The 25,703-nt window shown below is 46.4% G+C and carries 23 protein-coding genes and 1 pseudogene; 20 read left to right on the top strand and 4 right to left on the bottom strand.

All coding sequences use genetic code 11. The features are described from left to right. The first annotated feature begins 84 nt into the window (after window positions 1-84). The 7 genes and pseudogenes from ACUN27_RS19635 to ACUN27_RS19605 all read left to right on the top strand — a co-directional run bounded on the left by ACUN27_RS19635 (window position 85) and on the right by ACUN27_RS19605 (window position 6,136). Window positions 85-966: a carbohydrate ABC transporter permease gene (locus ACUN27_RS19635; RefSeq protein WP_315950088.1), complete on the top strand. Its 882-nt coding sequence runs from the start codon at window positions 85-87 to the stop codon at window positions 964-966. Between the two features lie 98 nt (window positions 967-1,064). Then, a complete protein-coding gene (locus tag ACUN27_RS19630; protein ID WP_315950405.1) occupies window positions 1,065-1,850 on the top strand; it encodes a carbohydrate ABC transporter permease in 786 nt (261 codons plus the stop codon). A 74-nt stretch (window positions 1,851-1,924) separates the two neighbouring features. Next, a complete protein-coding gene (locus tag ACUN27_RS19625) occupies window positions 1,925-2,758 on the top strand; it encodes a class I SAM-dependent methyltransferase (protein WP_445559475.1) in 834 nt (277 codons plus the stop codon). Window positions 2,759-2,779: 21 nt separating this feature from the next. Continuing rightward, window positions 2,780-3,322, top strand: a complete 543-nt coding sequence (locus ACUN27_RS19620) for a GNAT family N-acetyltransferase (RefSeq protein WP_315950091.1) — start codon at window positions 2,780-2,782, stop codon at window positions 3,320-3,322. A gap of 160 nt (window positions 3,323-3,482) precedes the next feature. Then, window positions 3,483-4,463 (top strand): annotated as a pseudogene (locus tag ACUN27_RS19615) (aldo/keto reductase). A gap of 34 nt (window positions 4,464-4,497) precedes the next feature. Beyond that, window positions 4,498-4,884 carry a MerR family transcriptional regulator gene (locus ACUN27_RS19610; protein WP_445559474.1) on the top strand — a complete coding sequence of 129 codons (387 nt, stop codon included), beginning with the start codon at window positions 4,498-4,500 and terminating at the stop codon, window positions 4,882-4,884. Between the two features lie 88 nt (window positions 4,885-4,972). Then, window positions 4,973-6,136: a serine hydrolase domain-containing protein gene (locus tag ACUN27_RS19605; protein ID WP_445559473.1), complete on the top strand. Its 1,164-nt coding sequence runs from the start codon at window positions 4,973-4,975 to the stop codon at window positions 6,134-6,136. Between the two features lie 78 nt (window positions 6,137-6,214). On the opposite strand, the gene ACUN27_RS19600 is transcribed toward ACUN27_RS19605, so the two are convergent. Next, entirely contained in the window at window positions 6,215-6,634 is a 420-nt protein-coding gene (locus ACUN27_RS19600; protein ID WP_315950096.1) for an organic hydroperoxide resistance protein, read from the bottom strand. A gap of 196 nt (window positions 6,635-6,830) precedes the next feature. On the opposite strand from ACUN27_RS19600, the gene ACUN27_RS19595 reads away from it, so the two are divergent. Next, window positions 6,831-8,051 (top strand): PASTA domain-containing protein, encoded by a 1,221-nt coding sequence (locus ACUN27_RS19595; RefSeq protein ID WP_445559472.1) that lies wholly within the window; start codon window positions 6,831-6,833, stop codon window positions 8,049-8,051. Window positions 8,052-8,084: 33 nt separating this feature from the next. On the opposite strand, the gene ACUN27_RS19590 is transcribed toward ACUN27_RS19595, so the two are convergent. Continuing rightward, window positions 8,085-8,885, bottom strand: coding sequence for an AraC family transcriptional regulator (locus ACUN27_RS19590; RefSeq protein ID WP_445559471.1), 801 nt, complete (start codon window positions 8,883-8,885; stop codon window positions 8,085-8,087). A 133-nt stretch (window positions 8,886-9,018) separates the two neighbouring features. Between ACUN27_RS19590 and ACUN27_RS19585 the strand changes: the two genes are divergently transcribed. Continuing rightward, window positions 9,019-10,308 carry a hypothetical protein gene (locus ACUN27_RS19585; protein ID WP_445559470.1) on the top strand — a complete coding sequence of 430 codons (1,290 nt, stop codon included), beginning with the start codon at window positions 9,019-9,021 and terminating at the stop codon, window positions 10,306-10,308. A 63-nt stretch (window positions 10,309-10,371) separates the two neighbouring features. Here ACUN27_RS19585 and ACUN27_RS19580 read toward each other — a convergent pair whose 3' ends face one another. Together ACUN27_RS19580 and ACUN27_RS19575 are read right to left on the bottom strand one after the other, a co-directional pair. Next, window positions 10,372-11,133, bottom strand: a complete 762-nt coding sequence (locus tag ACUN27_RS19580; RefSeq protein WP_445559469.1) for a response regulator transcription factor — start codon at window positions 11,131-11,133, stop codon at window positions 10,372-10,374. Further along, entirely contained in the window at window positions 11,111-13,000 is a 1,890-nt protein-coding gene (locus ACUN27_RS19575) for a sensor histidine kinase (protein WP_326060460.1), read from the bottom strand. Before ACUN27_RS19575 ends, ACUN27_RS19580 begins: the two co-directional genes overlap by 23 nt. A gap of 217 nt (window positions 13,001-13,217) precedes the next feature. Here ACUN27_RS19575 and ACUN27_RS19570 point away from each other — a divergent pair, with 217 nt between their 5' ends. The 11 genes from ACUN27_RS19570 (at window position 13,218) to ACUN27_RS19520 (ending at window position 25,672) form a co-directional block, all read left to right on the top strand. Continuing rightward, window positions 13,218-14,582 carry an ABC transporter substrate-binding protein gene (locus ACUN27_RS19570; protein ID WP_445559467.1) on the top strand — a complete coding sequence of 455 codons (1,365 nt, stop codon included), beginning with the start codon at window positions 13,218-13,220 and terminating at the stop codon, window positions 14,580-14,582. A 40-nt stretch (window positions 14,583-14,622) separates the two neighbouring features. Next, window positions 14,623-15,498: a carbohydrate ABC transporter permease gene (locus ACUN27_RS19565; protein ID WP_445559466.1), complete on the top strand. Its 876-nt coding sequence runs from the start codon at window positions 14,623-14,625 to the stop codon at window positions 15,496-15,498. Next, complete coding sequence (locus ACUN27_RS19560) at window positions 15,495-16,316, top strand: carbohydrate ABC transporter permease (RefSeq protein ID WP_315950108.1); 822 nt, start codon at window positions 15,495-15,497, stop codon at window positions 16,314-16,316. Before ACUN27_RS19565 ends, ACUN27_RS19560 begins: the two co-directional genes overlap by 4 nt. Window positions 16,317-16,377: 61 nt before the next feature. Continuing rightward, window positions 16,378-17,454, top strand: coding sequence for a Gfo/Idh/MocA family protein (locus ACUN27_RS19555; protein ID WP_445559465.1), 1,077 nt, complete (start codon window positions 16,378-16,380; stop codon window positions 17,452-17,454). A 236-nt stretch (window positions 17,455-17,690) separates the two neighbouring features. After that, the gene (locus ACUN27_RS19550) at window positions 17,691-18,662 is read left to right on the top strand and encodes a Gfo/Idh/MocA family protein (RefSeq protein WP_315950111.1); all 972 of its coding nucleotides are present in this window, start codon (window positions 17,691-17,693) and stop codon (window positions 18,660-18,662) included. A 21-nt stretch (window positions 18,663-18,683) separates the two neighbouring features. Next, complete coding sequence (locus tag ACUN27_RS19545) at window positions 18,684-19,712, top strand: Gfo/Idh/MocA family protein (RefSeq protein WP_445559464.1); 1,029 nt, start codon at window positions 18,684-18,686, stop codon at window positions 19,710-19,712. 45 nt (window positions 19,713-19,757) lie between these two features. Beyond that, on the top strand, window positions 19,758-20,939 hold the full coding sequence (locus tag ACUN27_RS19540) for an N-acetylglucosamine-6-phosphate deacetylase (protein WP_326060455.1): 1,182 nt from the start codon (window positions 19,758-19,760) through the stop codon (window positions 20,937-20,939). A gap of 34 nt (window positions 20,940-20,973) precedes the next feature. Further along, the gene (locus ACUN27_RS19535) at window positions 20,974-21,882 is read left to right on the top strand and encodes a Gfo/Idh/MocA family protein (protein WP_445559463.1); all 909 of its coding nucleotides are present in this window, start codon (window positions 20,974-20,976) and stop codon (window positions 21,880-21,882) included. Window positions 21,883-21,933: 51 nt separating this feature from the next. Further along, the gene (locus ACUN27_RS19530; protein ID WP_445559462.1) at window positions 21,934-23,580 is read left to right on the top strand and encodes a TIM barrel protein; all 1,647 of its coding nucleotides are present in this window, start codon (window positions 21,934-21,936) and stop codon (window positions 23,578-23,580) included. Beyond that, a complete protein-coding gene (locus tag ACUN27_RS19525) occupies window positions 23,580-24,596 on the top strand; it encodes an NAD-dependent epimerase/dehydratase family protein (protein WP_445560647.1) in 1,017 nt (338 codons plus the stop codon). Before ACUN27_RS19530 ends, ACUN27_RS19525 begins: the two co-directional genes overlap by 1 nt. Next, window positions 24,596-25,672, top strand: a complete 1,077-nt coding sequence (locus ACUN27_RS19520) for a dihydrodipicolinate synthase family protein (RefSeq protein WP_315950121.1) — start codon at window positions 24,596-24,598, stop codon at window positions 25,670-25,672. Before ACUN27_RS19525 ends, ACUN27_RS19520 begins: the two co-directional genes overlap by 1 nt. Window positions 25,673-25,703 lie beyond the last annotated feature (31 nt).

Here is a 25,703-nt window from a genome sequence, read left to right as displayed (position 1 = left end):
CAATTTCGATTCACTGGCCCATAGTGGCGATGGAAGCGAATTGCTCCCTGTAGGTATATCTTATGAGGATAGGATGTGGAGCCGATGAAAGGGTTCAAAGCCCATCTGGCGCCCTACGTAATGATTTCTCCATTTTATATTCTCTTTATCGCTTTCAGCCTGTTTCCCATCCTGTTCTCGCTGTATCTGGCGTTTCATTCCTGGGATGGGCTTGGCCCCATGGAGTTTGTAGGGTTTCGCAATTTTCGTAATCTGTTGACGGACGATCCGGAATTCTGGACATCGGTCGGCAACACTTTTGTTATTTGGTTTCTGTCCACTGTGCCTCAGCTGTTCGCTGCACTCGTGATTGCCTTTTTGCTTAATGCAGCTTTTATGCGGTTTAAGGACTTTTACCGGGCGGTTTATTTTCTACCTAACATTACTTCAATTGTAGCGGTTGCCATCATCTTCGGATCGTTTTTTGGCAGCCAATTCGGTCTCATTAACGGCCTGCTGCAGGCAATAGGGCTTCCTCGCATTGAATGGATCAATGATCCGTTTTGGGTGAAAGTTGCCATCTCGCTCATGGTCATCTGGCGTTGGTCCGGTTATAACGCAATCATTTACTTGGCGGGACTTCAGAGCATCCCGCATGATTTGTACGAGGCAGCTACCATTGACGGAGCCAGCCGCAAGCAGCAGTTCTTCAGCATTACGTTGCCTCTTCTGAAGCCAATTATTCTCTTTACTGTTATTCTCTCGACGATTGGCGGTATGCAGCTGTTTACGGAACCGCTCATTCTGGTTGGCAATACCGGAGGAGCGACGAAAGGCGGGCTGACGCTGGTGTTATACCTGTATAATCAGGCGTTTGGCAACCAAATGTTCGGTTATGCTTCCGCTGTTGCATGGATGCTGTTTCTGATTATCGGCATATTTTCATTTGTGAATTGGAAGTTCGTCTCAAGAGGGGAGGGAGTCTGATGGTGCCATCATCTTCCAAAGTATCCTTCGGACGCGTCATCACTGCTGTTGCTGTGAAAAAGACAAGAGCGCCGGGCACCCTTTGGCTCCATGTAGTCATGATTACCGGGGCGATTCTATCCCTGTTTCCTTTCTATTGGCTGCTTGTCATGTCAACAGCGACGACAGCGGACATGTTCCGGTTTCCACCTCGGCTTCTGCCTGGAGACCAACTGCTTGTCAATATTGGAAAAGTGCTTGATCATGTCGGCTTTTTTCGCTCATTTAGCAATAGTCTTCTTGTTGCAGGCACACATACGGCGTTAGTGTTGTTTTTCTGCTCTTTAGCAGGATTTGCCTTTGCGAAATTCCAGTTTCCAGCGAAGGCGCCGTTATTCTTCTTTTTATTAGCGACAATGATGGTGCCTCAACAGTTAGGTCTTATACCACAATTCATCATTATGCAAAAACTTGGCTGGATCAATGATCTTAAAGCGCTTATTGTACCAGGAGCGGCCAGCGCGTTCGGGATCTTCTGGATGCGGCAGTATACGACTTCGGTCGTTCATGACGAGCTTATAAATGCCGGTCGAATAGACGGCTGTAACTCGTTCGATCTTTATTGGAGAGTCGCGCTTCCGGTACTGCGTCCAGCACTTGCGACACTGGGAATCATTACGTTTCTAGGGTCGTGGAACGATTACCTGTGGCCGCTTGTCGTCATTTCAGTGCAGGAAAAGTTTACAATCCAGATGTTGATTGCCTCTATGAACGGGGTGTACAGCACTGATTACTCCATGGTCATGGCGGCTACATTAATGGCTACCGTGCCGCTCATCATTGTATTTTCGCTATTCAGCCGCCAGTTTATTGCCGGTCTTATGCAAGGGTCGGTGAAAGATTAATAGTTAACAGAGTTAAACGTTCACTCGATGAGTGGACGTTTTTTGTGCGGATGGAATGCCTTCAATCGTGTAAAATGAGAAAAGATAGGCATAATGATGAGCTTCCTTTTCAAAAAAATAATGAGGTGAGCCTAATGAACGATTCTACTTTACATTTTTATGATGAGCTTGCAGAAGACTACCATTTAATTTTCGAGGAATGGACACGAGCCATTGCTTCGCAAGGAGAAACATTAAGCAGAATCATCCGCTCGAAATTAACGGCTTCAGTTACTGAAGAAACGACACTGTTGGACTGTTCTTGTGGGATTGGCACACAGGCAATAGGCTTGGCATTAAATGGATTTAAAGTGACTGCGACAGATTTAAGTCCAGTGTCCGTAGAAAGGGCCAAAAAAGAGGCTGAGTCTTTTGGGGTTGAATTAAATGGAGGAGTAGCTGATTTTCGATCGTTGGACAAAGACGTTTTCGGTATGTTTCACATCGTTCTTTCGGCTGATAACGCAATCCCTCACCTTCTTACGGATGAAGAACTGCTTAAAGCCGCTAGTAATATGTATAAAAAATTGGAAATTAATGGGTTAATCCTGATTACAATGAGAGATTATGATGAATTAGTAAAATCGAAGCCAAAAGCTACGGAACCGCGTATTTTTGATCAGGGTAAACGCATTGTTTTTCAAATTTGGGACTGGGAAGAGGAGTCGGCTGCTTATCTGACTAATCACTTTATTATGCAAGAAATTGACGGCGTGTGGAAAACTAAGCATAATAAAACGAGATACAGAGCTTTGCTGCGAGAGGAATTTAGTCGTATTTTGACACAAGCGGGATTCTCTTCCATTGAATGGCAGATGCCGTCCGAAACAGGGTATTACCAGCCGATTGTCACTGCACGAAAAAAATAATAGGGTAAAAGGATGGTGCAGATGTCTCAACCACTAGTCTATGTTCGGTTCCCTGAAGAAGCGGACATTGCACAGATCATCGCAATGAACAAGCGCAATAGGGCGTTTTTCGAGCAATTTTCTCCAAGTAATTCCGATGACTATTACACAGAGGAGCACATGCTCCAATGGCTGAATAAGAGCAGGATCGATCGAATGGAGGATCGGAAATACTCCTTCGTGGTATGCCAAACGGAAGATGAACAGATCGTCGGTACCATCGGGTTGACGTATGTCGTACGGGGACCTCTACAGAGCTGCATGATTGGCTACAATTTGGACCAGGCGGCCAACGGCAAGGGTTATATGACGGAAGCAGTGAAACAAGTGGTGCGTTATGCTTTCGAGGAACTGAGGATTCACCGGATTATTGGCGAAGCTTCTCCTAAGAATCCTGGTTCAATTCGTGTGTTAGAGAAGGCCGGTTTCCACAAGGAAGGGATCTCCCGCAGCAATGTGAAGATTAATGGCGTGTGGGAGGACCATCAAGTTCTGGCCATTATTAATCCCAATCCGGATATTTAGGCTGTTTAATACGAAGATCAGACCCATCCTGTGGGTCTTTTTTTGGCATTTAACCATGGTTCAGATGATCGGGAAAATAGGGGGTTGACTTGGAGTTAACTCCAAGGGGTAGACTAGTTTTGTGGAAGACGATATGAATTTGAAAGTGAGGAACAATGAAATGGACTATGTGAAGCTTGGAAATACGGGTTTGGATGTATCACGAATTTGTCTAGGGTGTATGAGCTTCGGTGTTGCAGAGCGATGGGTTCATCCATGGGTGCTTGATGAAGAGCGCAGCCGTCCTATTATCAAAAAAGCGCTGGAGCAGGGTATTAACTTTTTTGATACGGCAAATGTGTATTCGGATGGTACCAGCGAGGAAATCGTTGGACGCGCACTAAAGGATTATGCCAATCGAGATGAAATTGTTCTTGCGACGAAGGTTCATTTCCGTATGCATCAAGGTCCGAATGGTGCCGGTCTTTCCCGCAAGGCGATCATGAGTGAGATCGACAAGAGCCTTAAGCGATTGGGAACAGATTATATAGACCTGTACCAAATTCATCGCTGGGACTACAACACGCCAATTGAAGAAACGATGGAAGCCCTGCATGATATTGTTAAGGCAGGGAAGGCAAGATAAATTGGCGCTTCCGCGATGTACGCCTGGCAGTTCCTGAAGGCATTGCACACGGCTGAAAAACATGGATGGACTCGGTTTGTATCGATGCAGAATCATTTGAACCTCATATACCGTGAAGAGGAGAGGGAGATGCTGCCGCTTTGCAAGGAAGAGAAAATCGGCGTTATTCCATACAGTCCGCTTGCTTCAGGACGATTGACACGTGATTGGTCGGAAGCGACGCATCGTTCTGAAACCGATCAAGTTCAGAAATCAAAATATGATGCTACGGCAAATACGGATAAACTCATTGTTGAGCGTGTTGCGGCAATCGCAGAGCAGCATGGTGTCCCTCGGGCGCAAATCGCTCTCGCATGGTTATTGCAGAAGGAACCAGTAACAGCTCCTATTATCGGTGCAACGAAAATGTCAAATCTCGAAGACGCTGTAGCGGCTCTTTCCATTTCGCTATCACGTGAAGAAGTTGCTTCACTCGAAGAGCCGTATGTTCCTCATCGGGTTATTGGTGCCATTTAATTAATATAAAGACTGAGAAAGGGGGGCGAGCAACATGTTAATTGCCGAAGCAAGTGAAAAATTTGACTTGTCACAAGATACTCTTCGTTATTATGAACGAATCGGACTTATTCCAAGGGTGAATCGAAATAAAAGCGGAATCAGGGATTATACGGAAGAAGATTGCAAATGGGTTGAATTTATTAAATGTATGCGAGGCGTAGGTCTTCCGGTTGAAGTTTTGATTGAGTACGTAGCGTTGTTTCAACAGGGCGATGAGACGAAAGAAGCTAGAAAAGAGCTCCTCGTTGAACAGCTTGAGCAGCTCAGAACAAGGATGGAAGATATGAAAAATGTATTGTTACGTTTAGATGATAAGATTAACAGATACGAACAAACCATTGCTGCAAGAGAAAAAACGCTAAATAGATCGTTAGACTAGTTTTAACTCTACGAGAAACCACATGCGACAACGCGCCATTCTTACGTTATAATAGTAGTTGAAAACGTTTCCGAGAGGGGCTGTGGCTGTGGGTAGAAACGATCGATTAGGCGAGCGGTTGACTCCGCTGTTGAAGAGCTTTATGGAGAAAGGGCCAGTTGGCTGTGCATGTACGGTAGTACACCGGGGAGAAGTGATCTACAAGGAAACCCTGGGGTATGCGGATTTGGACAAAAAGCAAGAGATCAATCTTAACACCGTCTACCGGATTTATTCCATGACCAAGGTAGTAACCTGTGTTGCAGCACTCATGCTTTATGAGAAAGGCCTTTATCTGCTAAACGATCCACTAGGTGATTATTTGCCGGAGTTTCAAAACCCGCAGGTGTACAAGTATAACGATTTCGGTGTGAAGACTTTGGTCCCGGCGGGAGCTCCGATTCGGATCAAGGATCTGTTTATGATGACTTCCGGGATTACATATGGTGGAGACGGCAATGAAACGGAACGCCAAACGCGCGCGAAAATGGAAAAAGCAGCCGAGACCATGGATACTCGAACAGCGGTCAAAGCGATTGCGTCCGTACCGCTTGCCTTTGAGCCTGGTACTCGTTGGAAATACGGGATGAGCCACGATGTTCTTGCCGCATTGATTGAGGTGTTGTCAGGCCAAAAGTTTGGCGATTTTCTGGAGAAGGAAATTTTCGAGCCGCTAGGCATGAAAGATACCTCCTTCCGTATGAGAGAGGATCAGCGTGACCGACTGTGCACGATGTATGATTGTGCTGCTGATGGCACAATGACACCTAACACTAGATTGGATGCCTGCTATCAGCCGGATTGTCAGTTGGAGAGCGGAGGAGCTGGGCTGCTTTCGACAATTGGGGATTACAGCAAGTTTGCGCAAGTACTCGCGAATGGCGGCGAACTAGGTGGAACTCGTATCTTAAGCCCCAAAACCGTTCAATTGATGGCAACGAATCATTTGAGTGCTCAACAGCTGCGAGATTTCGACTGGACGCAAATGAGCGGTTATGGCTATGGCCTAGGCGTTCGCGTATTGCTGGATCCTGCGGCTGGCGGAAACAACGGTTCAATCGGTGAATTCGGTTGGGCGGGTATGGCAGGATCCTATTTGCTAATCGATCCCAAAGAAGAGCTCTCTATTGTCTATATGCAGCAGTTGCTTCCGAGCCGCGAGCCTTTTATTCATCCGCGGATTCGGGCTGTTGTTTATGGAGCGATGGAGTAAAATTTCTTAGCATTAAAAAAGAGGCGACCCCAAGGTCATTACATTGACCGAGGGATTGCCTCTTTTTATTAGGCAAACTTATTCAACAATATTGATTGTCACATCGATGTTACCTCTTGTTGCTTTGGAGTAAGGGCATATTTGATGTGCCGCATTGGCAAGTTCTCTGGCCACTTCCTGGGCAACCCCGTCAACGGTCACATCGAGTTCCGCGGATAACTGAAATCCGCCGTCGTCTGTTTTGTTAATCGTAATATGGGCCGTTACTTGTGTGCCCTCAACTTTGATGCCTTTTTGGCGAATCGCCAGATTCAGTGCGCCATCGAAACATGCGGAATATCCTGCCGCAAAAAGTTGCTCCGGATTCGTGCCATGGCCACCTGGCCCGCCTAGCCCTGTTGGCGTTTTGAGTTCAAGGGAGATGACTTGGTCGGAAGAGACCACTTTCCCGCTTCTTCCACCGACTGCTGTTACGGTTGCTGTGTATAGACTTTGCATGATGATTGGCTCCTTAAGGTACATGATTAATGTAAGTCCCCTATACATTTCCCGAAAAAAGTGGTTATTATGAGAAAATTTTCTTCATTTTTCACACGATATCGGTACGCCTTGAACATATGGTAATTACGACCAATTGTGACTTAAAAAATGACTGGTTGGCGAATAAACTATACGTATAAGGAGGAAATTGTCTATGGGTAATCCTGCAAATCTTGCAAACCGATATAGGATCGTTCAACCGCTTAAGCAATTGACGAATGGACAGATCGTAAGAGGACAGGATGTAACCTCTGAGCGAGATGTTATTATATATACTTTTCAAGAAAGTGATGTACTAGAAAATGAGGAAATTTTACATTGGATGAAAAAAGCGTCGCAGATCTCCAACAAACATTTCATGCAGATGCTGGAATACGGGTCGGAAGACGGGACGTTGTATGCCGTACTTAGGGTGGAGTCGGGAAGTCTTTTGACCGATCGGCTGAACGACTTGGTGATAACCGGAAACAAAGCACTTACGTACGTGCACGAGTTGGCTATAGCTCTTCGAGAGGCACAAATGAAACAGCATTTAGCCTTTTCGGTTGATGTGAATAATCTTTGGATCACAGATCAAGGCCAGCTGCGGATCATGGATCGATGGACGGAGGGGAACAACGGGAGGCGCGGAGCACCGGGTCTGGGGCTGCTGCTCTATCAGCTGGCTGCGAAAACGGATATTCCTACATCCTCTATGAGTTCTTACTCATTTGAGATGAGTTTGTTGTTTGCCCATATGGCAGAAGAAACTCGTGAACGTGCCGTTGCGTTAGCCTGCAAGGCGTATGAAGGCTTGTGCACGTTTGAAGATTTTCAGCTGGAGCTGGAAGGGCTTCTTGGCATCGCTGGTGAGAAGCCAGAGCCTCGTACGCCATCCTATGCCAAACCTTCTACGTCCAGTAAGAAAATGGGTGTTCGCAAATGGTTCTTGATCGCGCCCGCCGGACTCAGTGTACTCGTTTTGGCACTCTTTTTATCCTTGCGTTCGAACTCGGATTATGCGAACGATGCGAAGCAGCAGACGACTGCTAAGGCCGATCCTGTAGCAGTTGCGACAAGTGGGGCAGATTTTTCAAAATCATCTGCATCGCCAACACCCGATCGTACTGCCACACCGACAGCTGAGCCAGTAGTTGCTCCAACTCTGCTGAGTAGCGATAGCGCGGGAGAAGATCAGTTTGGCGTCGTTCCGGACTTGGTCAATCATACGAGGGAGGAAGCAGAGAAGATGGCATTGGATGCAGGTCTTCGCTACGAGTTTTTCTTGGAGTCGAGCAGCGCATCCCAGGGAACCGTATTCAAGCAAGACATCCCTCCAGGAACCGCTGTTCATAATGGTGACCGTGTCACGTTTTGGGTGAGCAAAGGGTTGTAACGGGAAGTGATTGTGCTCGTAGACTTCAAACATTTATTTCCGCAACCCTTCTTTCCTAATTTCGGAAGGGTTTTTTCCTCTTACTTTTTTGAACTGTCTGCTGAAAAAAGACAAGTCCTTGTATCCAAGCGCTTCAGCCACTTCAGAGGCATTCATCCCGTTATAGCGTAGCAAATGTTCGGCCCGCTCAATGCGTGTCTGGATAATATATTGCTCCAGGGACATTCCCATCACTTCTTTAAATTTGAGCGAAAAATAGCGCGGGGATAAGCTGGCATTCTCCGCCAAAGATTCCATCGAATGCGGCATGCCCGGTGTCTGACGGATACGGTGAGCTAACATCCGAATGAGCGATGTTGTATGATCGGCTGGGTGCAAGGCCGGCTGCTCTTCTTCGCGTTTTAACTGCATCAGCATCAAGGTTAACAACAGTTTTCCCTCTATGGCGGAACCTTTCGTGTTCTCCAACATCGCTTCAACATATCGATTGAGATAGGTTTCGAAGACGAAGCGATCCTTTACAGTATGAGTACCGGATGGCATTGCCGGCAGTAATTGCTGATAATCAGCCAAAGAAAAGTGAATATAGGTGACTGTTAATGGCTGCTGCGGATCATGGCTTGCTGCTGTACGGTCTCCCGGCTTGAATATGAAACATGTTCCGCTTCCGACGGGTGATGTCAATCCGTTTCGAAGCATTGTGCCTGTACCACTCCAGGCATACCAGAGATCGAAATCCTCCAACGGCTGCAGCCGTGTATCCCATTTCCATGTCCGCTCGCAAGTGACTTTGCTGAAGTTGCCGTTTAAGCTTAAATGAGAGATGAATTCCACGTTCAAGTATCTCCTTTATGTAGGAAAGTACAAAGATTTCGTGCTGTAGTGAATTCATTTTACACCGTTTTATTCGTAATATGAAGGTATTCAAGATATCTTTAGTACAAACATTTGAAGGAGATGTTTCACGATGCTGCATCCGTTTATGGGAATCGAACAGTGGGATCGAATTGGTTTGTCCGTTGAGGAGTCGGCTAAGCGTCTTCAGCGTATTGCGTACGTTGATCGGCGTTGCATGAATCTTGAAGCGGGACACATGACGGCACGGCCTGAATATGAGGTAAAAGGAGCGTTAGCTCGGTTCACCTGGCAGGATGCCGAATTCTATAACCAGTTCCGAAACCGCTGCAAACAGCTTCGGATGGGTGTGAGAGCTTTTGAGAAGTGCCCGGATGATGCATTAGATCGGTTGATGACTGCCATTTTGGAATCGTCCAATACGCTAAACTTGCTGGTCGCATTATTTGAGGTGCTGAAGCCCGCATCAATCAATGCGGTGAACAGGTATCTGTCTGAAGCTCAACCGCTCGTCGATGAACCGACGATACATCTTTTGCAGCATCAGCTAATCGACCGCAAAGGGCAAATGGTTTGGGGCGAGCAGGCGATTGCTCACTTTATGGAAGCCGCTAGTTGGGAGGAGAAAGAAAAGGCAGAGAGCTGGAAGCAGTATATCCAAGCGCTGCTGCAAGCAGCCGGGGACATTGATGGATGCGAGGATCAAATACCGGTGAATCCGAGTTTGATCGTGAACACGGAACCGTTTCAGCTTCCTTTCACGAGCACCCGAGACAATCGGTTTCAAACGTCAGTCATCAAAATGAAGGGCATGACATTCGAAGACAATGATGAAGGACGTTTTCTTCAAATGATGCTTTCCCGTTACTTCGAGATGTCGCCAGCCGAAGGCGTAGCTTATGTGCACTTCTCTACGGAAGGGAAGCCGTGGTCCTTTTACTACGATACCGCTAGACATTGCTGGGATGAAGTCAGGCACTGCTGGTTCGGAGAAGCGGCGCTGCGGAGTAAGGGCTACGATGTCCATGCCATCCCGAATTGGACGGGCTGGTATGATATGACGAGCCAATTGTTTAACAAAGATGAAGCGTATACCCATTTAACCATTGCTATTGAGAAAGCGGCGATGAAATATCCACCGGGAAAAAGAGAGGAGTGGGAATTTTGCCGGGATGTCGCTAAGGACCCGTTAATGACGACTTTCCAGGACTTCGATTGGGCCGATGAGGTGGTTCATGCCGGGTTTGGGCAGAAATGGATTATTGATGAACTGTTTCAGGGCGACAATGTGAAAGCCTTGGATGCAGCAGAGGATACAGTCGCGAAGAGAGCCGTGTACATGGACAGCATCGATAAAGAAGGGAATGTGCCGCCGCCGAGCCGCTTTGCCGGCAATTATTAAAGCACACAATAGGCTGTCGATAGACGCCGAGAAGGGTTTCCTTCACGGATAAATTCGGCAGCCTTATCTTTGATATTCCTTGGGAGTGAAGCCGGTCATTTGTTTGAAAATACGGCTGAAGTAAAACTGATCGAGGTAACCGACACGTTCGCCGACTTCTTTTATCGATAAATTGCGATAATGCGTCAACAGGTATTTGGCCTCATTAATGCGCAGGGTCATCAGGTAACGGGAGGGAGGTTCTGAGGTGTATTTGATAAAAATTTTGCTTAAATAAGAGGCTGTGAAATTAAAATGCCTTGCAATTTGCTCAAGGCTTAACTCTTTGGTGAAATTTTCGCGCATAAACTCACGGACAAGTTGAACGATATCCTCGGGATTTTGGGCCGTTTGCATGTTCAAACCTTTTAAATGGTCCTGAAACTGAGCCCTCTCATTCTCAATAAGCGAAATGTTCCGCGATAGCACGCGCTGCAGCTCCTCTGTTGAAACCGGTTTGAGCAGATAATCTTTGACATTATACTGCATAGCCTCCTTGGCATAGGCGAAATCGGCATAGCCGCTGGCGATAATTTTGCGGATGCGAGGAAAGTAGCTATCCAGCGACTTGATAAGCTCCAGCCCATCCATAACGGGCATGCGAATATCTGTCACGATAAGATCAGGCTGATCTTGGCGCACCAGCTCAAGCGCTTCTTTGCCGTCTTGCGCTGCTCCTATGACTTTTACCGTATCGCAAAGGTTCTCAATTCTTTTAACAAGATTATTACGGATCAAATCCTCATCTTCGGCGACAATGACCTTAACGAACAGCCGTTCCTCCATGACCATGATGTTCGTTGATACCCCCTTGCGTAAGTGTTCCGCCAATAATAACGGTTGCGCCTTGCCCGTTTACAATCCTGAAAATGGTATTGTTACCGTACATCAGTTTCATGCGGATATAAATATTTAACAGTCCCATTCCGTTTAGTTGGAGTAAAGGAAGCACGTTTGTTTTATCAATCTCTTTGATTTTCCGATGAAGAACCACCAAACTTTCCTCACTAAAACCATCTCCCGTATCGGCAACTTCAACTTGCCAATGTTCAGCTGAGATTGTCCCACTCACACGAATCGTCCATGGCGGCTGATGTTTGGTTGCAAATTTGAGCGCATTTTCTACTAATGGTTGGATAATAAGTTTTGGTATACGTAGTTCTGTGAGCTGCTCATCGATGTCAAATTCGAAATGAAGCTTACGCTCGAAGCGAATTTGATTGATTTCCAAATATTTTCGGGTATGCAGAACTTCCTCCTTGAGAGCGACCAGGGAACCGTCTGCCGAGAAATAACGAAGAAAGTCGGACATATTTTCTGTCATGGCAACGATTTCCGCGTTCATATTTTCCTGCGCCATTACCTGGATTGTCGTTAGTGTATTATACAGAAAATGCGGATTCATTTGCGTCTGCAGAGCAATCAGTTTCGCTTGCAGTTCTTGGTGCTGCGACATCAGCAAATCATCCATGGATTGCTTCAGCCGCGTGCTCATCTTCATGAACGACCAATACAACTGGTCCAGTTCGTTTAATCCGCTATTTAACTGGGGTGTAGCAACACGTTCGCTGCCTAGGTCTTCCAGCCGCATGGTTCGCATGGAACGATGAATTTTTTGAATCGGCATTGTAATCCGTTTTGCCGCAAGAAAGGATAGTAAAATAGCCAAGAGCAGAATAACCAGGGCTACTAGCACCGTGCGTTTCGCAAAGGTGAAAAGAGGCGACAGCAACTTGTTTTCAGATACGATAATAACTGTACTGAGCCCGGTAAAGTCGGAGTAATGCAGTGATAACAGCGCTTTTTCTCCCGTATCCTGATTGTAAAACGATTGATCTCCGGCTGTTCCATCCGTCTCCTTATACCGCATATAGGGCAAATATCGTTCTTTATCCGCATTCGTGGGGTAGATGATTTCGTTGGCATTATTGTAGACGAGGACTTTAGCTTGGTAGGGATTGCGTTCAGTAAAATCTATGGCGCTTTTGAAAATGCGATTAAAGTACTGCTTCACTTCGATAATCCCCATTGGCGTATTGTAGTTATCATAGAAAAGACGGAACAAAGATATCGAAAACTGCTTCTCTTGAGAGGAGATGAAACGTGACATTTCCTCATCGGGGACAGGAAGAGAAATATATTTTCCGGCTGCGTTATTCATCACTGCGTTAAACCACGGTTTATCTTGGGGGAGATAGGTTCGTTCTCCATTATCAAAACCGTTGCCATATACTTTGCTTTTGAAATCATACAAATACAGCTGCTCAACAGGCCGAGATGGACCGATTGCGGCCGTGAGAATGTCAGTCAACTCTTTGGCATTTTGCACAGATTTCTCAGCGCTAGTTGCACTAACGTTCTCTGGCTGCTTCACTTCCGAATTGGTCGTGAGGGAAAGATAGCTTTGAAAATGATTTTTCACGAGATTGGAGTACATCACATTCAGCGAAACATCGTTTAATTTATGGAACTCGGAATCAATGTTGTCCTGCATGGACTGTCCCATGCTTTCCAAGGTATCTGTCGCATTCTTCCGCAGCAGATCGGAGGCCCATAGATAGAACCAGGCAACCAGAACGGTGAACACAATAACGATAATGAACGAGTAGGTGGAGAAAAGAATCGATCGTATGTTGCGGTGTTTCGTCCACATAACCTGCCTCCAAGCGGTTGGTGTGCCTTTGATGCTTTCATTTTCCATCGGGCTGAACGTTTTGTCAAAGCTTTTCTTGAAAGCGCATGCAAGTCAAATTTGTACATAAAAGGAGTCGGATTTCTCCATGTTAGATCACGGGCAAGGCATCTATAATGAGGGCATACCCGAAATGTAAGCGGATTTATAAGGGTCATACCCAAGGGGGAGTGGTGTTATGAAAAAGCCGTTATGGATGTTGGCCGTATCCATATTTACCGTGGCATTGGTTGGAGGATGCAGTAGTGGATCCACACCAAGTGCGACAAGTAATGCTTCATCGCCCGCAGTGAAAAGCAATACATCTGCAGCTGATAGCAAAACTCCCGCTAAGAAAGACGTAACGCTAACGTATATTGCAAGTCAAGGGTGGATTAAGGATACAGAGATGCAGCTCGCTAAAAAGTTTGAGAGCGAAACCGGCATCCGTATCGATTATCAAATTATTCCAGCCGACCAATACTTTAATGTATTGAAGACTAAGTTGAATGCTAAGGAAGGTCCGGATCTATTCGGCGGACAAAGCGGCAAAAGCGAGATAAGTTTAAATTACAACGTAGAGAAGAACGCCGTCGATCTGAGCGATCAGGAATGGACCCAACGGGAGGATAAGCTTTCACTGGAGCAGCTTTCATTAAACGGAAAAGTGTATGCGCTTACGATTTGGGATACCGGCAACAGCTTTGTCGTTGTATATAACAAAAAGATCTATGAGAAGTTCGGGATCAGCGTGCCAAAAACTTATGAAGAATTCAAGCAAGCTTCCTTGAAAATTAAGCAAGCCGGCATTACGCCGATCTATGAACCTATTGCAGATGGCTGGCACCATGTGCTTTGGTTTGCAGAACCGGGACCTCGATATGATGAAGTTACGCCTAATCTTTACAACGATCTGAACGCAAACAAAAAGAAATTTGTTGATGATGCAAGCATGAAAACATCCTTGACTCAGCTGAAGGAAATGTATGATCTCGGATTTTTTGGTGAGAACACGTTCTCTGACACCGGTTCCGATACAGCGAACAAACTGGCTAGCGGTAAATTCGCCATGTCCCTGTCAACGCAAAGCACACCTGGTGATGTCACCAAAATTAATCCCGAGCTGAAAGTCGAAGATTTCGGATTTTTCCCAATTCCGCTTGCCGACAATCAATTTTATTACATCAATCCGGGTGGTCCGAGTAAGTTCGTTTATTCCGGCTCAAAACATATGGAAGAGGCGAAGCAGTATCTAGCCTTTTTAGCCAAACCGGAAAATCTGCAATATATGGTCGACAACGACAAGACGGTCTCCAATCTAAACTTCACAGGACTTAAGGATAAATATACCGATGAGCAGAAGAAGCTGTTTGCGGCTTATCCAAAGCGAGGAACGGACCTGCAGGATTATGTCAACTATGTCAATCCGCAATGGATGGATATGGGGAAAGATATGGTTGCGATGTTCAGCAAGGCAATGGAGCCAATCGATGTGTTGAAAAGCATTGATAAACGGAGAGCTGACATGGCAGGAGTGGCCAAAGACCCAGCCTGGGCCAAATAAAAGAGATTAGTATTCTATTCGGAGTGGGGAGCTTACCGTTATGAACAATAAGATTTATCCTTCCTATTTCAGTTGGGCGACACTCGGGTTATACTTGCTTTTTTTTATCATACCGGGTTTGATGGGCTTCTATTACTCATTTACCGATTGGAACATGTATTCCAGCGATATTCAGTTCATTGGATTTGATAATTTTAGCTCGCTGTTCTCAGCTGATGAGAAGTACATGAAATTTATTGTGAATACACTCAATTTTACGATATCGACGGTGATTCTGAAGACGGTTCTCGGACTTGCATTTGCCATTGCTTTTAATGAGGGCATTCGCATGAAAGGGTTTCACCGTGTGATGATTTTCATGCCTTCGATCGTTCCGATGCTTGTGGTCGGCCTTATTTTCAAGTCTGTGCTCAATCCAGCTACCGGCCTCCTGAATGAATCACTGCGCGCAATCGGCCTAGATGTCTTGACGCAAAAGTGGCTCGTTGATGTGAATTGGGCGTTCAAATCGATTATCGCCGTCGATACGTGGAAGGGTGTAGGTTATATCATGATCATCCTGCTCGCTGGTTTGCAATCGATCTCGAAAACCTATTATGAAGCTGCACAGATCGATGGTGCAAATAGCTGGCAAAAGTTCAAATATGTTACGGTGCCACTTCTGATGCCTGCTCTCGTCGTTACCACCGTGCTCAATTTATTGCATGGTCTCAAAGTCTTTGAAGTTGTGTATGTTTTGACGAACGGAGGCCCTGGCTACGCGACGGATGTGCTGTATACGACGATTTTCAAGGAATTTTCACAAGGCAGATACGGCGTAGGTACAGCTTTGTCAACCGTTCTGTTCTTGTTTATGACCATTGTCGGTTACTTCGTGATTCGGTTGATGGCCAAAGAAGAGGAGATTAGCGCATGAGAATAAACCCCGTTATCTCCCTGCTTCGAAATGTGTTTGCTTGGGTACTTAGCCTGCTCATGTTCATTCCTCTGCTGCTGATCGTCATTAATTCTCTTAAAACGCAGCTGGAAGCGAACACGATGAGTATGAACCTGCCGAAAAGCTTGGCTTGGAGCAATTATGCCATTGTTATTGAGCAAGGCAAATTAATCCAATCATTTTTTAACAGCCTATTATATGCCAGTGTATCAACTGTGCTGGGTATAGCGCTTGCTTCCATTGCAGCTTATGTATTTTCTAGAAACCGAACGCGCATGAATCGGATTCTTTATTTGTTCGTAATTATGGGCATCGCGATGCCGGTTAACTTTGTTACCTTGACCAAAGTCATGCAAATGACGCATCTCATTAATACGCAGCTTGGCATTATCATTTTGCTGGCCGTCGGCTCGATCCCATTCAGTGTATTTCTTATCTACGGATTCGTAGCCTCCGTACCAAAAGAGTTGGACGAAGCAGGGATTGTGGATGGATGCCCTCCATTCAAGCTGTTTTACGCGATTGTTCTTCCTCTTTTAGTACCGGTCATTGTGACAGTCGCTATTTTGAACTTTATGGGCGCTTGGAACGACTTTGTGCTTCCCTTATATTATTTGAACTCTTCGACGAAGTGGCCGATGACGTTAGCCGTTTATAACTTTTATGGACGTTTTCAGGTGAATTGGAACTTAGTTTCGGCGGATATTGTGCTGACAACACTACCGGTCATCGTCATCTATCTCATTGGCCAAAAATATATCATTTCCGGGATGACATCCGGATCCGTCAAAGGATAGCAGGCAGCAGACGATGGGACGATTGATAAGCTAAATTTTTAAAGAAGGAGTTGTAAACAGCATGAATAAGCCTAAATACAAACTAGGCGTTATCGGCCTTGGGGAAGGACGCAGCATTATCTCTGCAGCACTGCAAAGTGAACGTTGGGATCTGGTGAATGTTTGCGACATTAATGAAGAGATGTGCAAGCTGCGAAAAGATGAATTCGGGTTTCAGCGATATACCCTTAACTATATGGATCTGCTCAATGATCCTGAGATCGATGTCATAGCTATCTATACACCGGATCAACTGCACGGCCGGCATATCCAAATGGCGTTAGAAGCAGGCAAACATGTCATTGTAACCAAACCGATGCTTCATTCTCTGGAAGAAGCCAGCGGCCTGCTTCAGGTATGGAAGAGCTCGGGCAAACATGTTTTTGTGGGACAGAGTTCCAGATTTTTTGAGCCGATGATCCATCAACGCAATGATTTCTTAGCAGGTTACCATGGCGAAGTAGATACCGTAGAAACTTCCTACATATCGGATTCTCGCTGGTTTTTGCAGAAAGATTGGAGCAGGCAGCGGGGATTCAGTTGGTTATATAATTTTATGATTCATGCCGTTGATCTGGCCAAATGGTATTTGCCAGAAATCGAAGAAGTGTTCGGTTACGGACACTCGAGCAATACGAACAAGGAGTATGGATTAACAGCGCCAGATTCGATGAGATTTGTGATGAAAGATAAAGAGGGACGAATCGCCCAAGTGTCCGGTTCCTACACCAAACCCTCGCTGCAGCATATTGAACCGGGTATAAGCTGTACACTTAGGGGGACGAAAGGGACAAGTAGAGCTGTCTACTCTAATCTGCTGTATCATACGCATTTTCCGCCGGAGCAGCCTGTGACCCATACGTTCGAAGAGAAATTCCCGTACTATTTCCGTTTTGAGGGAACAAGTCATCATGCGGGTGAGTATCAAAATTACATTGAATATTTTACTGATTGTCTGGAACATGGCGAAACGCCGAAACCGAATCTGATGGAGGGGATTCACACCCTTTCTATTCTGACAGCGATGGAAAGAAGCATGGAAAGCGGTACCCCCGTGAAAGTGAACGATGTTTTGAGTGAGTTTTGCTTGGAGCTGTAAGAAGGCAATTCGATATTTGACATGTAGATCCTCAGCGTAATGCTTTGGGTCTATTTTTGTTCTTGGTGCTTCTCGTCAAATAGTCGATTTTTCGGAAGATTCACTAATATTCGAATGATTCGTAATTATGTGCATAATTCGTAGTACTGCAGATTTATTTTTCTTACTATTACAACTATGATTAGAATTAAGGTGGACGGTAACAACAGACAGCACAAGAGGGAGGGATATCAGGTATGAAGCTGGCAGTATTGGGCGCAGGGGCTATAGGTGTCAAACATTTAGAAGCAGCAAGTGAGATTGAAGGATTGGAGCCAGTTGCCGTTGTTGAGATAAATGAATCTCTGGCAGCGGAGACGGCAAAGAAATATGGCGTTAGGGGTTATACAGATTATCAAGAAATGCTGCAGAAAGAAAAACCGGATATTGCTGTGATTGCGCTGCCACATTTTTTGCATAAAGAAGTGTCTATCCGCTGTGCCGATTATGGATCTCATATTTTACTTGAAAAGCCGATGGCTTTAAATACAGTGGAATGCGATGAGATTATTGCTGCTGCTGAGCGGAATGAAGTTAAATTAATGGTTGGTCATACGCAACATTATTTTCCAGAGAATATTGAGGTTAGACGAATTATTGAGAGTGGCGAGCTTGGAAAGCTTGTCATGATTAATGATACGCGGAACGTAAACTACTATAGAGCAGATCGACCCGGGTGGTTCTTCGAGAAGAGTAAAGCAGGTGGAGGCATCATGACGAATCTGGGAGCGCATTCTATTGATAAAATTCAATGGATGACACAAAGCAGGGTCACCAAGGTGAAGGCATCCGTAAGCTTCCATGAAAAACGTGGAGATGTTGAAGGCAGCGGGATTATGTATATGGAAACCTCTTCCGGTGTTCCGGCTGTGATTACGCAATCCGGATATCCAGGAGTTTCACGTAATGAAACGGAGTTTATTTTTACAAAGGGTATGCTCAAGCTGGAGACGGGGAAGGGCCTGTCCATAAGTCGTAACGGTATGTACGAGCCTGTCCTGCTGAAGCCGGCTGAGCAGCCTTTGGTCCAGCAATTATTAGATTTTATGGATGCGATTACAAACGATACGTGGCTGGATTGTTCCGGTGCGTATTCCAAAACCGTCGTTTCTGTTATCGAGAGTGTATATGCTTCAAGTGAGACAGGAATTGAGCAGATCGTGAAGTAACAATAGAGGAGGAGTGATGATATGAGCGAAAAGATGAGATTTGCTGTTATAGGAGCCGGAGTTATTGCTCCCTCTCATGCGAAGGCAATTCAGGGGAACTTTCAAGCAGAATTGGTTGGTATTGCCGATGTTGAGATTGAAAAGGCAGGAAAATTAGCCGCTGATTTTTCGATTCCGCATGTATATCAGGACTATCAGCAGCTGCTGAAGCGTGACGATATTGATGCAGTTACGGTAGCGGTACCAAGCGGCTATCATTGGGAAGTCGTCATTGCGGCGGCACAGGCAGGCAAACATGTGTTGTGTGAAAAGCCGCTTGATATCACTGCGGAAAGCATGACGCTTATGATCGATGCTTGCCGCAAGGCAAATGTGAAGCTCGGCTGCGTATTTCAACGCCGCGTAACTGAGGCGTCTATTGTCGCGAAAAAAGCCATAGAAGCTGGCAAGCTGGGTAAGCTGGTGCTTGGCGATGCTTATCAGAAAAGCTACCGCAGCCCTCAGTATTACAAAAGCGCCGGCTGGCGAGGTACTTGGGCTATCGATGGAGGAGGCGCCCTGATGAACCAAGGTGTGCATGGCATCGACTTGATTCAGTGGCTGATGGGAGATGTCCAATCTGTCTTTGCCTATTCGTCCGCGCTGGTTCGTGAGATTGAAGTGGAAGATACGGCAGTTGCGGTTGTGAAATACAAGAACGGCGCATTTGGCGTGATTCAAGGAACTACTTCTGTGTATCCGGGACAGGAGACGCGCTTCGAACTTCACGGAGAGAAAGGCACGATTATTTTTGACGATACTGGTTTCAAGCAGTGGAAATTTGCTGACAGTGAAGAAGAAGCGCCTAAGGTGGAGCCAAGAGTAAGCGCCAAAAATGATCCTTCCCAGATTGCCAACGACGGGCATTTTATATTGGTTGATGATTTAATCCAAGCTATTCGTGAGGACAGAGATCCCATGGTACCGGGAGAAGAAGGCAGAAAAGCTGTGGATTTGATTCTCGCAATCTATGAATCGGCACGAAGCGGGAAAGAGATTATGCTGAAATAGTCCTCTGCAGCTGACATGACTTAGGAAAATGTAGGGGGGATAGGGTTGCCGGAAGAGACAAAACGTGAGGCGAAGACCGTTGTTACAGGTCGACATTATCGTACAGGATTGCCGATAGACGTTACCATCGCGAATGGTCACATTGAAAATATTTGCTTGCTGGAAGCTGAGCTTCAGGAGCAGCTGCCATGGATCGGCCCCGGTCTGGTCGATTTGCAAATCAACGGCTACGCGGGAAGAGATTTCAATCAAGCTCCGTTAGCGAAGGAGACAGTTATGGAGCTGACGCGTGATATTTGGAAAAAGGGAGTCACCACCTATTATCCAACGGTAATCACGAACAGTGAAGACAAGATTAGTCAGATATTACGCGCCATAACGGAAGCCTGTCGTACGGATCCCCTATCCGATAGCTGCATTCGCGGCATACATCTGGAGGGTCCGTTCATCTCACCCGAAGATGGACCACGGGGAGCGCATGGGAAATCGTTTGTTACAGCACCGAATTGGGAGTTATTCCAGCATTGGCAGGAAGCTGCGGAAGGTCGTATTACCTTCGTGACCATGTCGCCGGAATGGCCGGATTCCGATAAGTTTATCAGGCTTTGTACTGAAAGTGGTGTTACGGTGTCAATTGGGCATACCAATGCTGCGCCAGAACAGATTCGTTCAGCGATTGCTGCCGGGGCAAAGGTGTCCACGCATCTCGGTAACGCAGCTCACCTGATGCTGCCAAGGCATCCGAATTATATTTGGGAGCAGTTGGCGGCAGATGAGCTCTGGGCATGTATGATCGCTGATGGTTTCCATTTACCCGAGTCGGTGCTGAAAGTATTCATGAAGGTGAAAGGCGACAAAGCAATTCTCGTCAGTGATGCAGTCTACCTAAGCGGACTTGAACCGGGACGTTATACCACGCATATTGGCGGCGAGGTCGTGCTGGCGCCGGACGGCAAGCTGCATTTGGCTGAAAATGCCAAGGTGTTGGCAGGATCCGCACAAATGCTGGTATGGGGCATTCAGCATTTGGTGAAGAAAGGCTTATGCAGTTTGGCTGATGCCTGGGAGATGGCATCAATCCGACCATCTGAGTTAATGGGCCTGCCGACGGCTAAAGGGCTTCAACAACATGCTCCGGCGGATATCGTGTTGTTTGCGTTTAAGGATGATGGATCGTTACATATTTTGAACACTTTTAAAGAAGGAAGGCTCGTATCACAAGCATAAAAATAGCTGAAAAGCACAGAAAGGGCTGATTGTTATGACTAACCCAAAATCATTAATTATTGGGATGATCGGACTTGACACTTCCCATTGCACAGCTTTCACTAAGTTGCTAAACGAGCAAGATCATGAGTTTCATGTTCCCGGAGGGAAAGTTACTTATGCTTTTCCCGGCGGATCGCCTGATTTTGAATTGAGCTATTCGAGGTTGGAGCGGTTCACAAGTGCGATTCGGGACGAGCACGGTGTACAGCTGCTTGATTCTCCAGAGGCAGTAGCGGAACGTTCAGATGCCATCTTACTAACTTCTGTAGACGGACGCGTTCATTTGGAACAGTTTCGTAAAATTGCTCCCTTCAGGAAGCCGGTGTTCATCGATAAACCGTTTGCCGTTTCGACCTCTGATGCGAAGGAAATCGTACAGTTGGCGGCCGAGTATCACGTGCCGTTGATGAGTGCATCCTCGCTGCGTTATGAACAAGGGCTGGTTGATTCCCTTTCAGAGAATAGTGCTGATATTATTGGCGCCGATTGCTACGGACCTGCAGAACTCCAGCCAACACAGCCAGGTCTGTTCTGGTACGGGATTCACGCCGCCGAAATGTTGTATCGCATAATGGGCAAAGGGTGTGTGCAGGTGACCGCAAGCACGAGCGAGTTCCATGAACTGGCCGTCGGTGATTGGGAGGATGGCCGAATTGGGACAATTCGCGGCAACCGACAGGGAAATAAAACGTTTGGGGCTGTCATCCATCGCGTGAACAAAACGGAATTCGTTGATGGCGACAAGCATCCGAAACCAAAATATGCCGGCCTAGTCGAGGCGGCGGTAGCCATGTTCCAATCAGGAACGCCATCAATTGATCCTCAAGAAACTTTTGAAATCATTCGCTTTCTGGAAGCGGCGAACGAAAGCCGGGCAACTGGGAAAACGGTCAAGCTCTAAACTATCTTCTGCTGAACATACAATCTGTATTATTGAAGGAGTGTATAACTTATGATATGGGACCGACTTGGCGTCATTAGCGATGAAGTAAGCCATGATTTCATAGAAGCGCTGGATTGGATACAAGCCGAAGGCTTGAAATACGTGGAAGTTCGCATGGTGGACGGAATAAATGTAGCCAATCTGACGGATGAGCAGGTAGAGCGGGTTCGTCAAGAAGTCGATAATCGAAGCCTGCACATATCTGCATTGGCTTCACCTTTATTTAAATGCGCACTTGATCCAACTCGGCCTGTTGAAGCCGGGGACAGGTTCGGGCAGGAGGAGGAGAGTGTTGATGCTCATTTTAAAAAGCTTGCTCGAACAATTGAGATTGCTGAGAAACTTGGCACTGGCCTTATTCGGATTTTTTCCTTTTGGCGTGAGAAAGAGCCTGAGCAGTACGAAGATGAAGTCGCAGGCCACTTAAAAAAAGCAGCTGAAATTGCTGCACGGCACAACATCATTTTGTTGTTAGAGAATGAGGGCTCCTGCAACGGAGGTTATTCTTTCGAAGTAGCTAAGCTTATTCGGAAGGTCAACTCTCCAAGCTTGAAAGCTTTATGGGATCCCGGCAATGAAGCTTTGGGAGAGATCTGGTCTTATCCCCGAGTGTATAACGAAGTGAAAGATCTGTTAGCCCATGTGCACTTGAAAGATGCCTTGATCGAAAGCGGCGGCAAGCCCTCCTGCGTGCCAATCGGCTCCGGTAGAGTTCCGTACGTGCAACAAATTCATGATTTGGAGAACGAGGGATACAAGGGGCTATATGTCATAGAGACTCATTACATTCCTCCTGGCGGCAGTAAAATGGAGGGGACCAAGCAATCCCTAGAGGGATTAAGAAAGCTGTTTAGCCATCCGTCGCTGAAAGAAGAGAAAGCAAAGCATCTTAAAGTGAAAGTTTTTGAAAATCGCCAAATCATGGGGGCTGCAGCTGCCGTAGAGGCAGCAACGAAGATCAAAGAGTTGCTGTCTCGAAAAGACAAAGTAAGGATCATTTTTGCGGCGGCCCCTTCTCAAAATGAATTTCTGGCGGAACTCGTGAATCAGAAAGGCATCGACTGGTCTCGTATTACCGCATTTCATATGGATGAATATATCGGTCTTCCCGATGATGCACCGCAAAAATTCAGTCAGTTTTTATCAGAGAGACTGTTCAAATTAGTTAAACCCGGGGAGCTTCACTTGATTCAGAGCTCTACGACTATTGAGCAGGAATGTCAACGCTATAGCGATCTGATTGCGGTTGCGCCAATTGATATCATCTGCCTTGGTATCGGGGAAAATGGTCATATTGCATTTAATGATCCTCCTGTGGCCGATTTTGAAGATAGCTTCATCATTAAACCGGTTGAACTCGATGCTGCTTGCCGAAAACAGCAGGTCAATGACGGCTGTTTCCCGGACTTCGATGCCGTTCCTACCCATGCACTCACTTTGACCATACCGACGATGATGGCTGGCGCGCACTTATTTTGTATTGTTCCAGGACCAACCAAACGCGCTGCTGTTGAACAAACACTTCGCGGACCCATATCTACTTCCTGCCCGGCATCCATCTTGCGGACACATTCGGATTGCACCTTGTATGTGGATCGAGATTCATATGGACTGCTGCAAGTACCGCAAGTATCTACACAAGGAGGTCAGGTATGATTAGATCAATTGAAGAATTGGAAGCCAAACTTGCGGAGCCGTCAGAAGCCTTAATTCAGGATCTGGCTGCGTTGGATGGGGATATCATGCTGCTTGGTATTGGCGGGAAGATGGGGCCAAGCTTAGCGAGACTTGCTAGGAATGCGTTGAAGAAAGCTGGTGTTGAAAAAACAATTTGGGGTGTTTCGCGATTTTCGGAGCCTGGCTTGAAAGAGCAGCTGGAGCTGGAGGGCATCCACACGATTGCGTGCGATCTGTTGGATGATGAGCAGTTGCAAAAACTTCCTGATGTGAAAAATATCATCTACATGGCAGGCAATAAGTTCGGGACTACGGGACGCGAGCATTTCACATGGGCAATGAATGCGTACCTGCCGGGACGCGTAGCGGAAAAATTTAGACATTCCCGCATTGTGGTCTTTTCATCTGGAAATATTTATCCGTTTACCCCAGTCTTCCAGGGCGGTGCAACAGAATCTCAAGCCCCATCTCCGCTTGGAGAATATGGTCAATCAACGCTAGGTCGTGAACGTATATTTGAATATTTTTCTCGGAAATATGAGATTCCGATGGTCATCTATCGCCTGAATTATGCGATTGATCTTCGATATGGTGTGCTGCTGGAGGTCGCCAAAGCGGTAAAAGCCGGAAAGCCCATCGATGTGACCATGGGGCATGCGAATTGCATCTGGCAGGGAGACGCCAACGAAATTGCTCTGAGGAGTCTGACTATTTGTTCAAGTCCTCCGAATTTTTTGAATGTAACAGGCCCGGAAACGATGTCCATGCGTTGGATCGCTCATGAATTTGGTAAGCGGCTGGGCACGCAACCTGTCATTGTTGGGCAGGAAGCGGAGGATGCGCTGTTAAATAATGCCTCTAAAGCTTTTCAACTATTCGGCTATCCGCGGGTGACACTTCTCCAAATGTTGGATTGGATTGCCGAATGGGTGGCAAGTGACGGTGCAACTTGGAATAAGGAAACTCATTTCCAAGAAAGGCAGGGGAAATTCTAATGCCTTCCAATTTAAGCGGAAGCTTGTCTCAGACCAAGCTGCAGGCGCTCCATGAAGGGCTTGTGATTCCTGCTCATCCTCTGGCTTTGGATGAAAACCGTCAGCTTGATGAACAGCATCAGCGTGCGTTAACCCGTTATTATATGGCGGCAGGCGCTGGAGGGATAGCGGTTGGCGTACATTCTACCCAATTTGAAATTCGTAATAAAGACGTCAATCTACTGGAACCGGTGCTGCGAATGGCTTCAGAGGAAGTAGACAAAGCGGGTTTAGAGCGTCCTTTTATTAAAGTAGCAGGGATTTGCGGTCCTACGAAGCAGGCTCTGGCAGAATCAGAGTTGGCACTTAAGTTAGGGTATGACGCAGGGCTCCTTAGCATGGGCGGTCTGCAGGATTGGAAGGAAGCGGATATTCTAGAGCGAACGAGAGAGGTGGCCGGTCAAATGCCGGTCATCGGCTTTTATTTGCAGCCATCGGTAGGCGGGCGTACGTTCAGCTTTGATTTTTGGCGGCAGTTTGCCGAAATTCCAGGGATTGTCGCGATCAAAATGGCGCCGTTTAATCGTTACCAGACGATTGATGTTGCTCGCGCCGTCTGCTATTCAAGCCGTCGTGACGAGATTGCTCTATATACGGGCAATGATGATAATATTGTTAACGATTTGCTGACAACCTACCGCTTTCAAGTCTATGGTGCTCCTGTGGAAAAAAGCATCGTCGGTGGGCTGCTAGGGCATTGGGCGGTTTGGACGCAAAAGGCTGTCGAGCTGCTGGAGGAAATCAAGCAAGCGAGAAATGCTGGGCAGATTGACAAACAATGGTTAACTCGAAATATCGAGGTAACGGAGACGAACGCCGCGTTTTTTGACCCGGCGCACCATTTTGAAGGCTGCATTCCGGGCATACATGAAGTTCTGCGCCGTCAAGGATTGTTAAAAGGGACATGGTGTCTGAACCCAAATGAGGTATTATCTCCAGGCCAAGATGAGGAGATTGACCGGATGTACGCGGATTATCCGCATTTAAACGATGATAAGTTTGTGGCAAAGTATTTGAAAGAATGGCTCGCGAACTAATAACCAAAGACAAAGAGGCTCCCCCAAAAGT

The organism is Paenibacillus sp. WC2504 (assembly GCF_052682475.1).
This window is presented reverse-complemented; position numbering and strand designations above follow the sequence as displayed.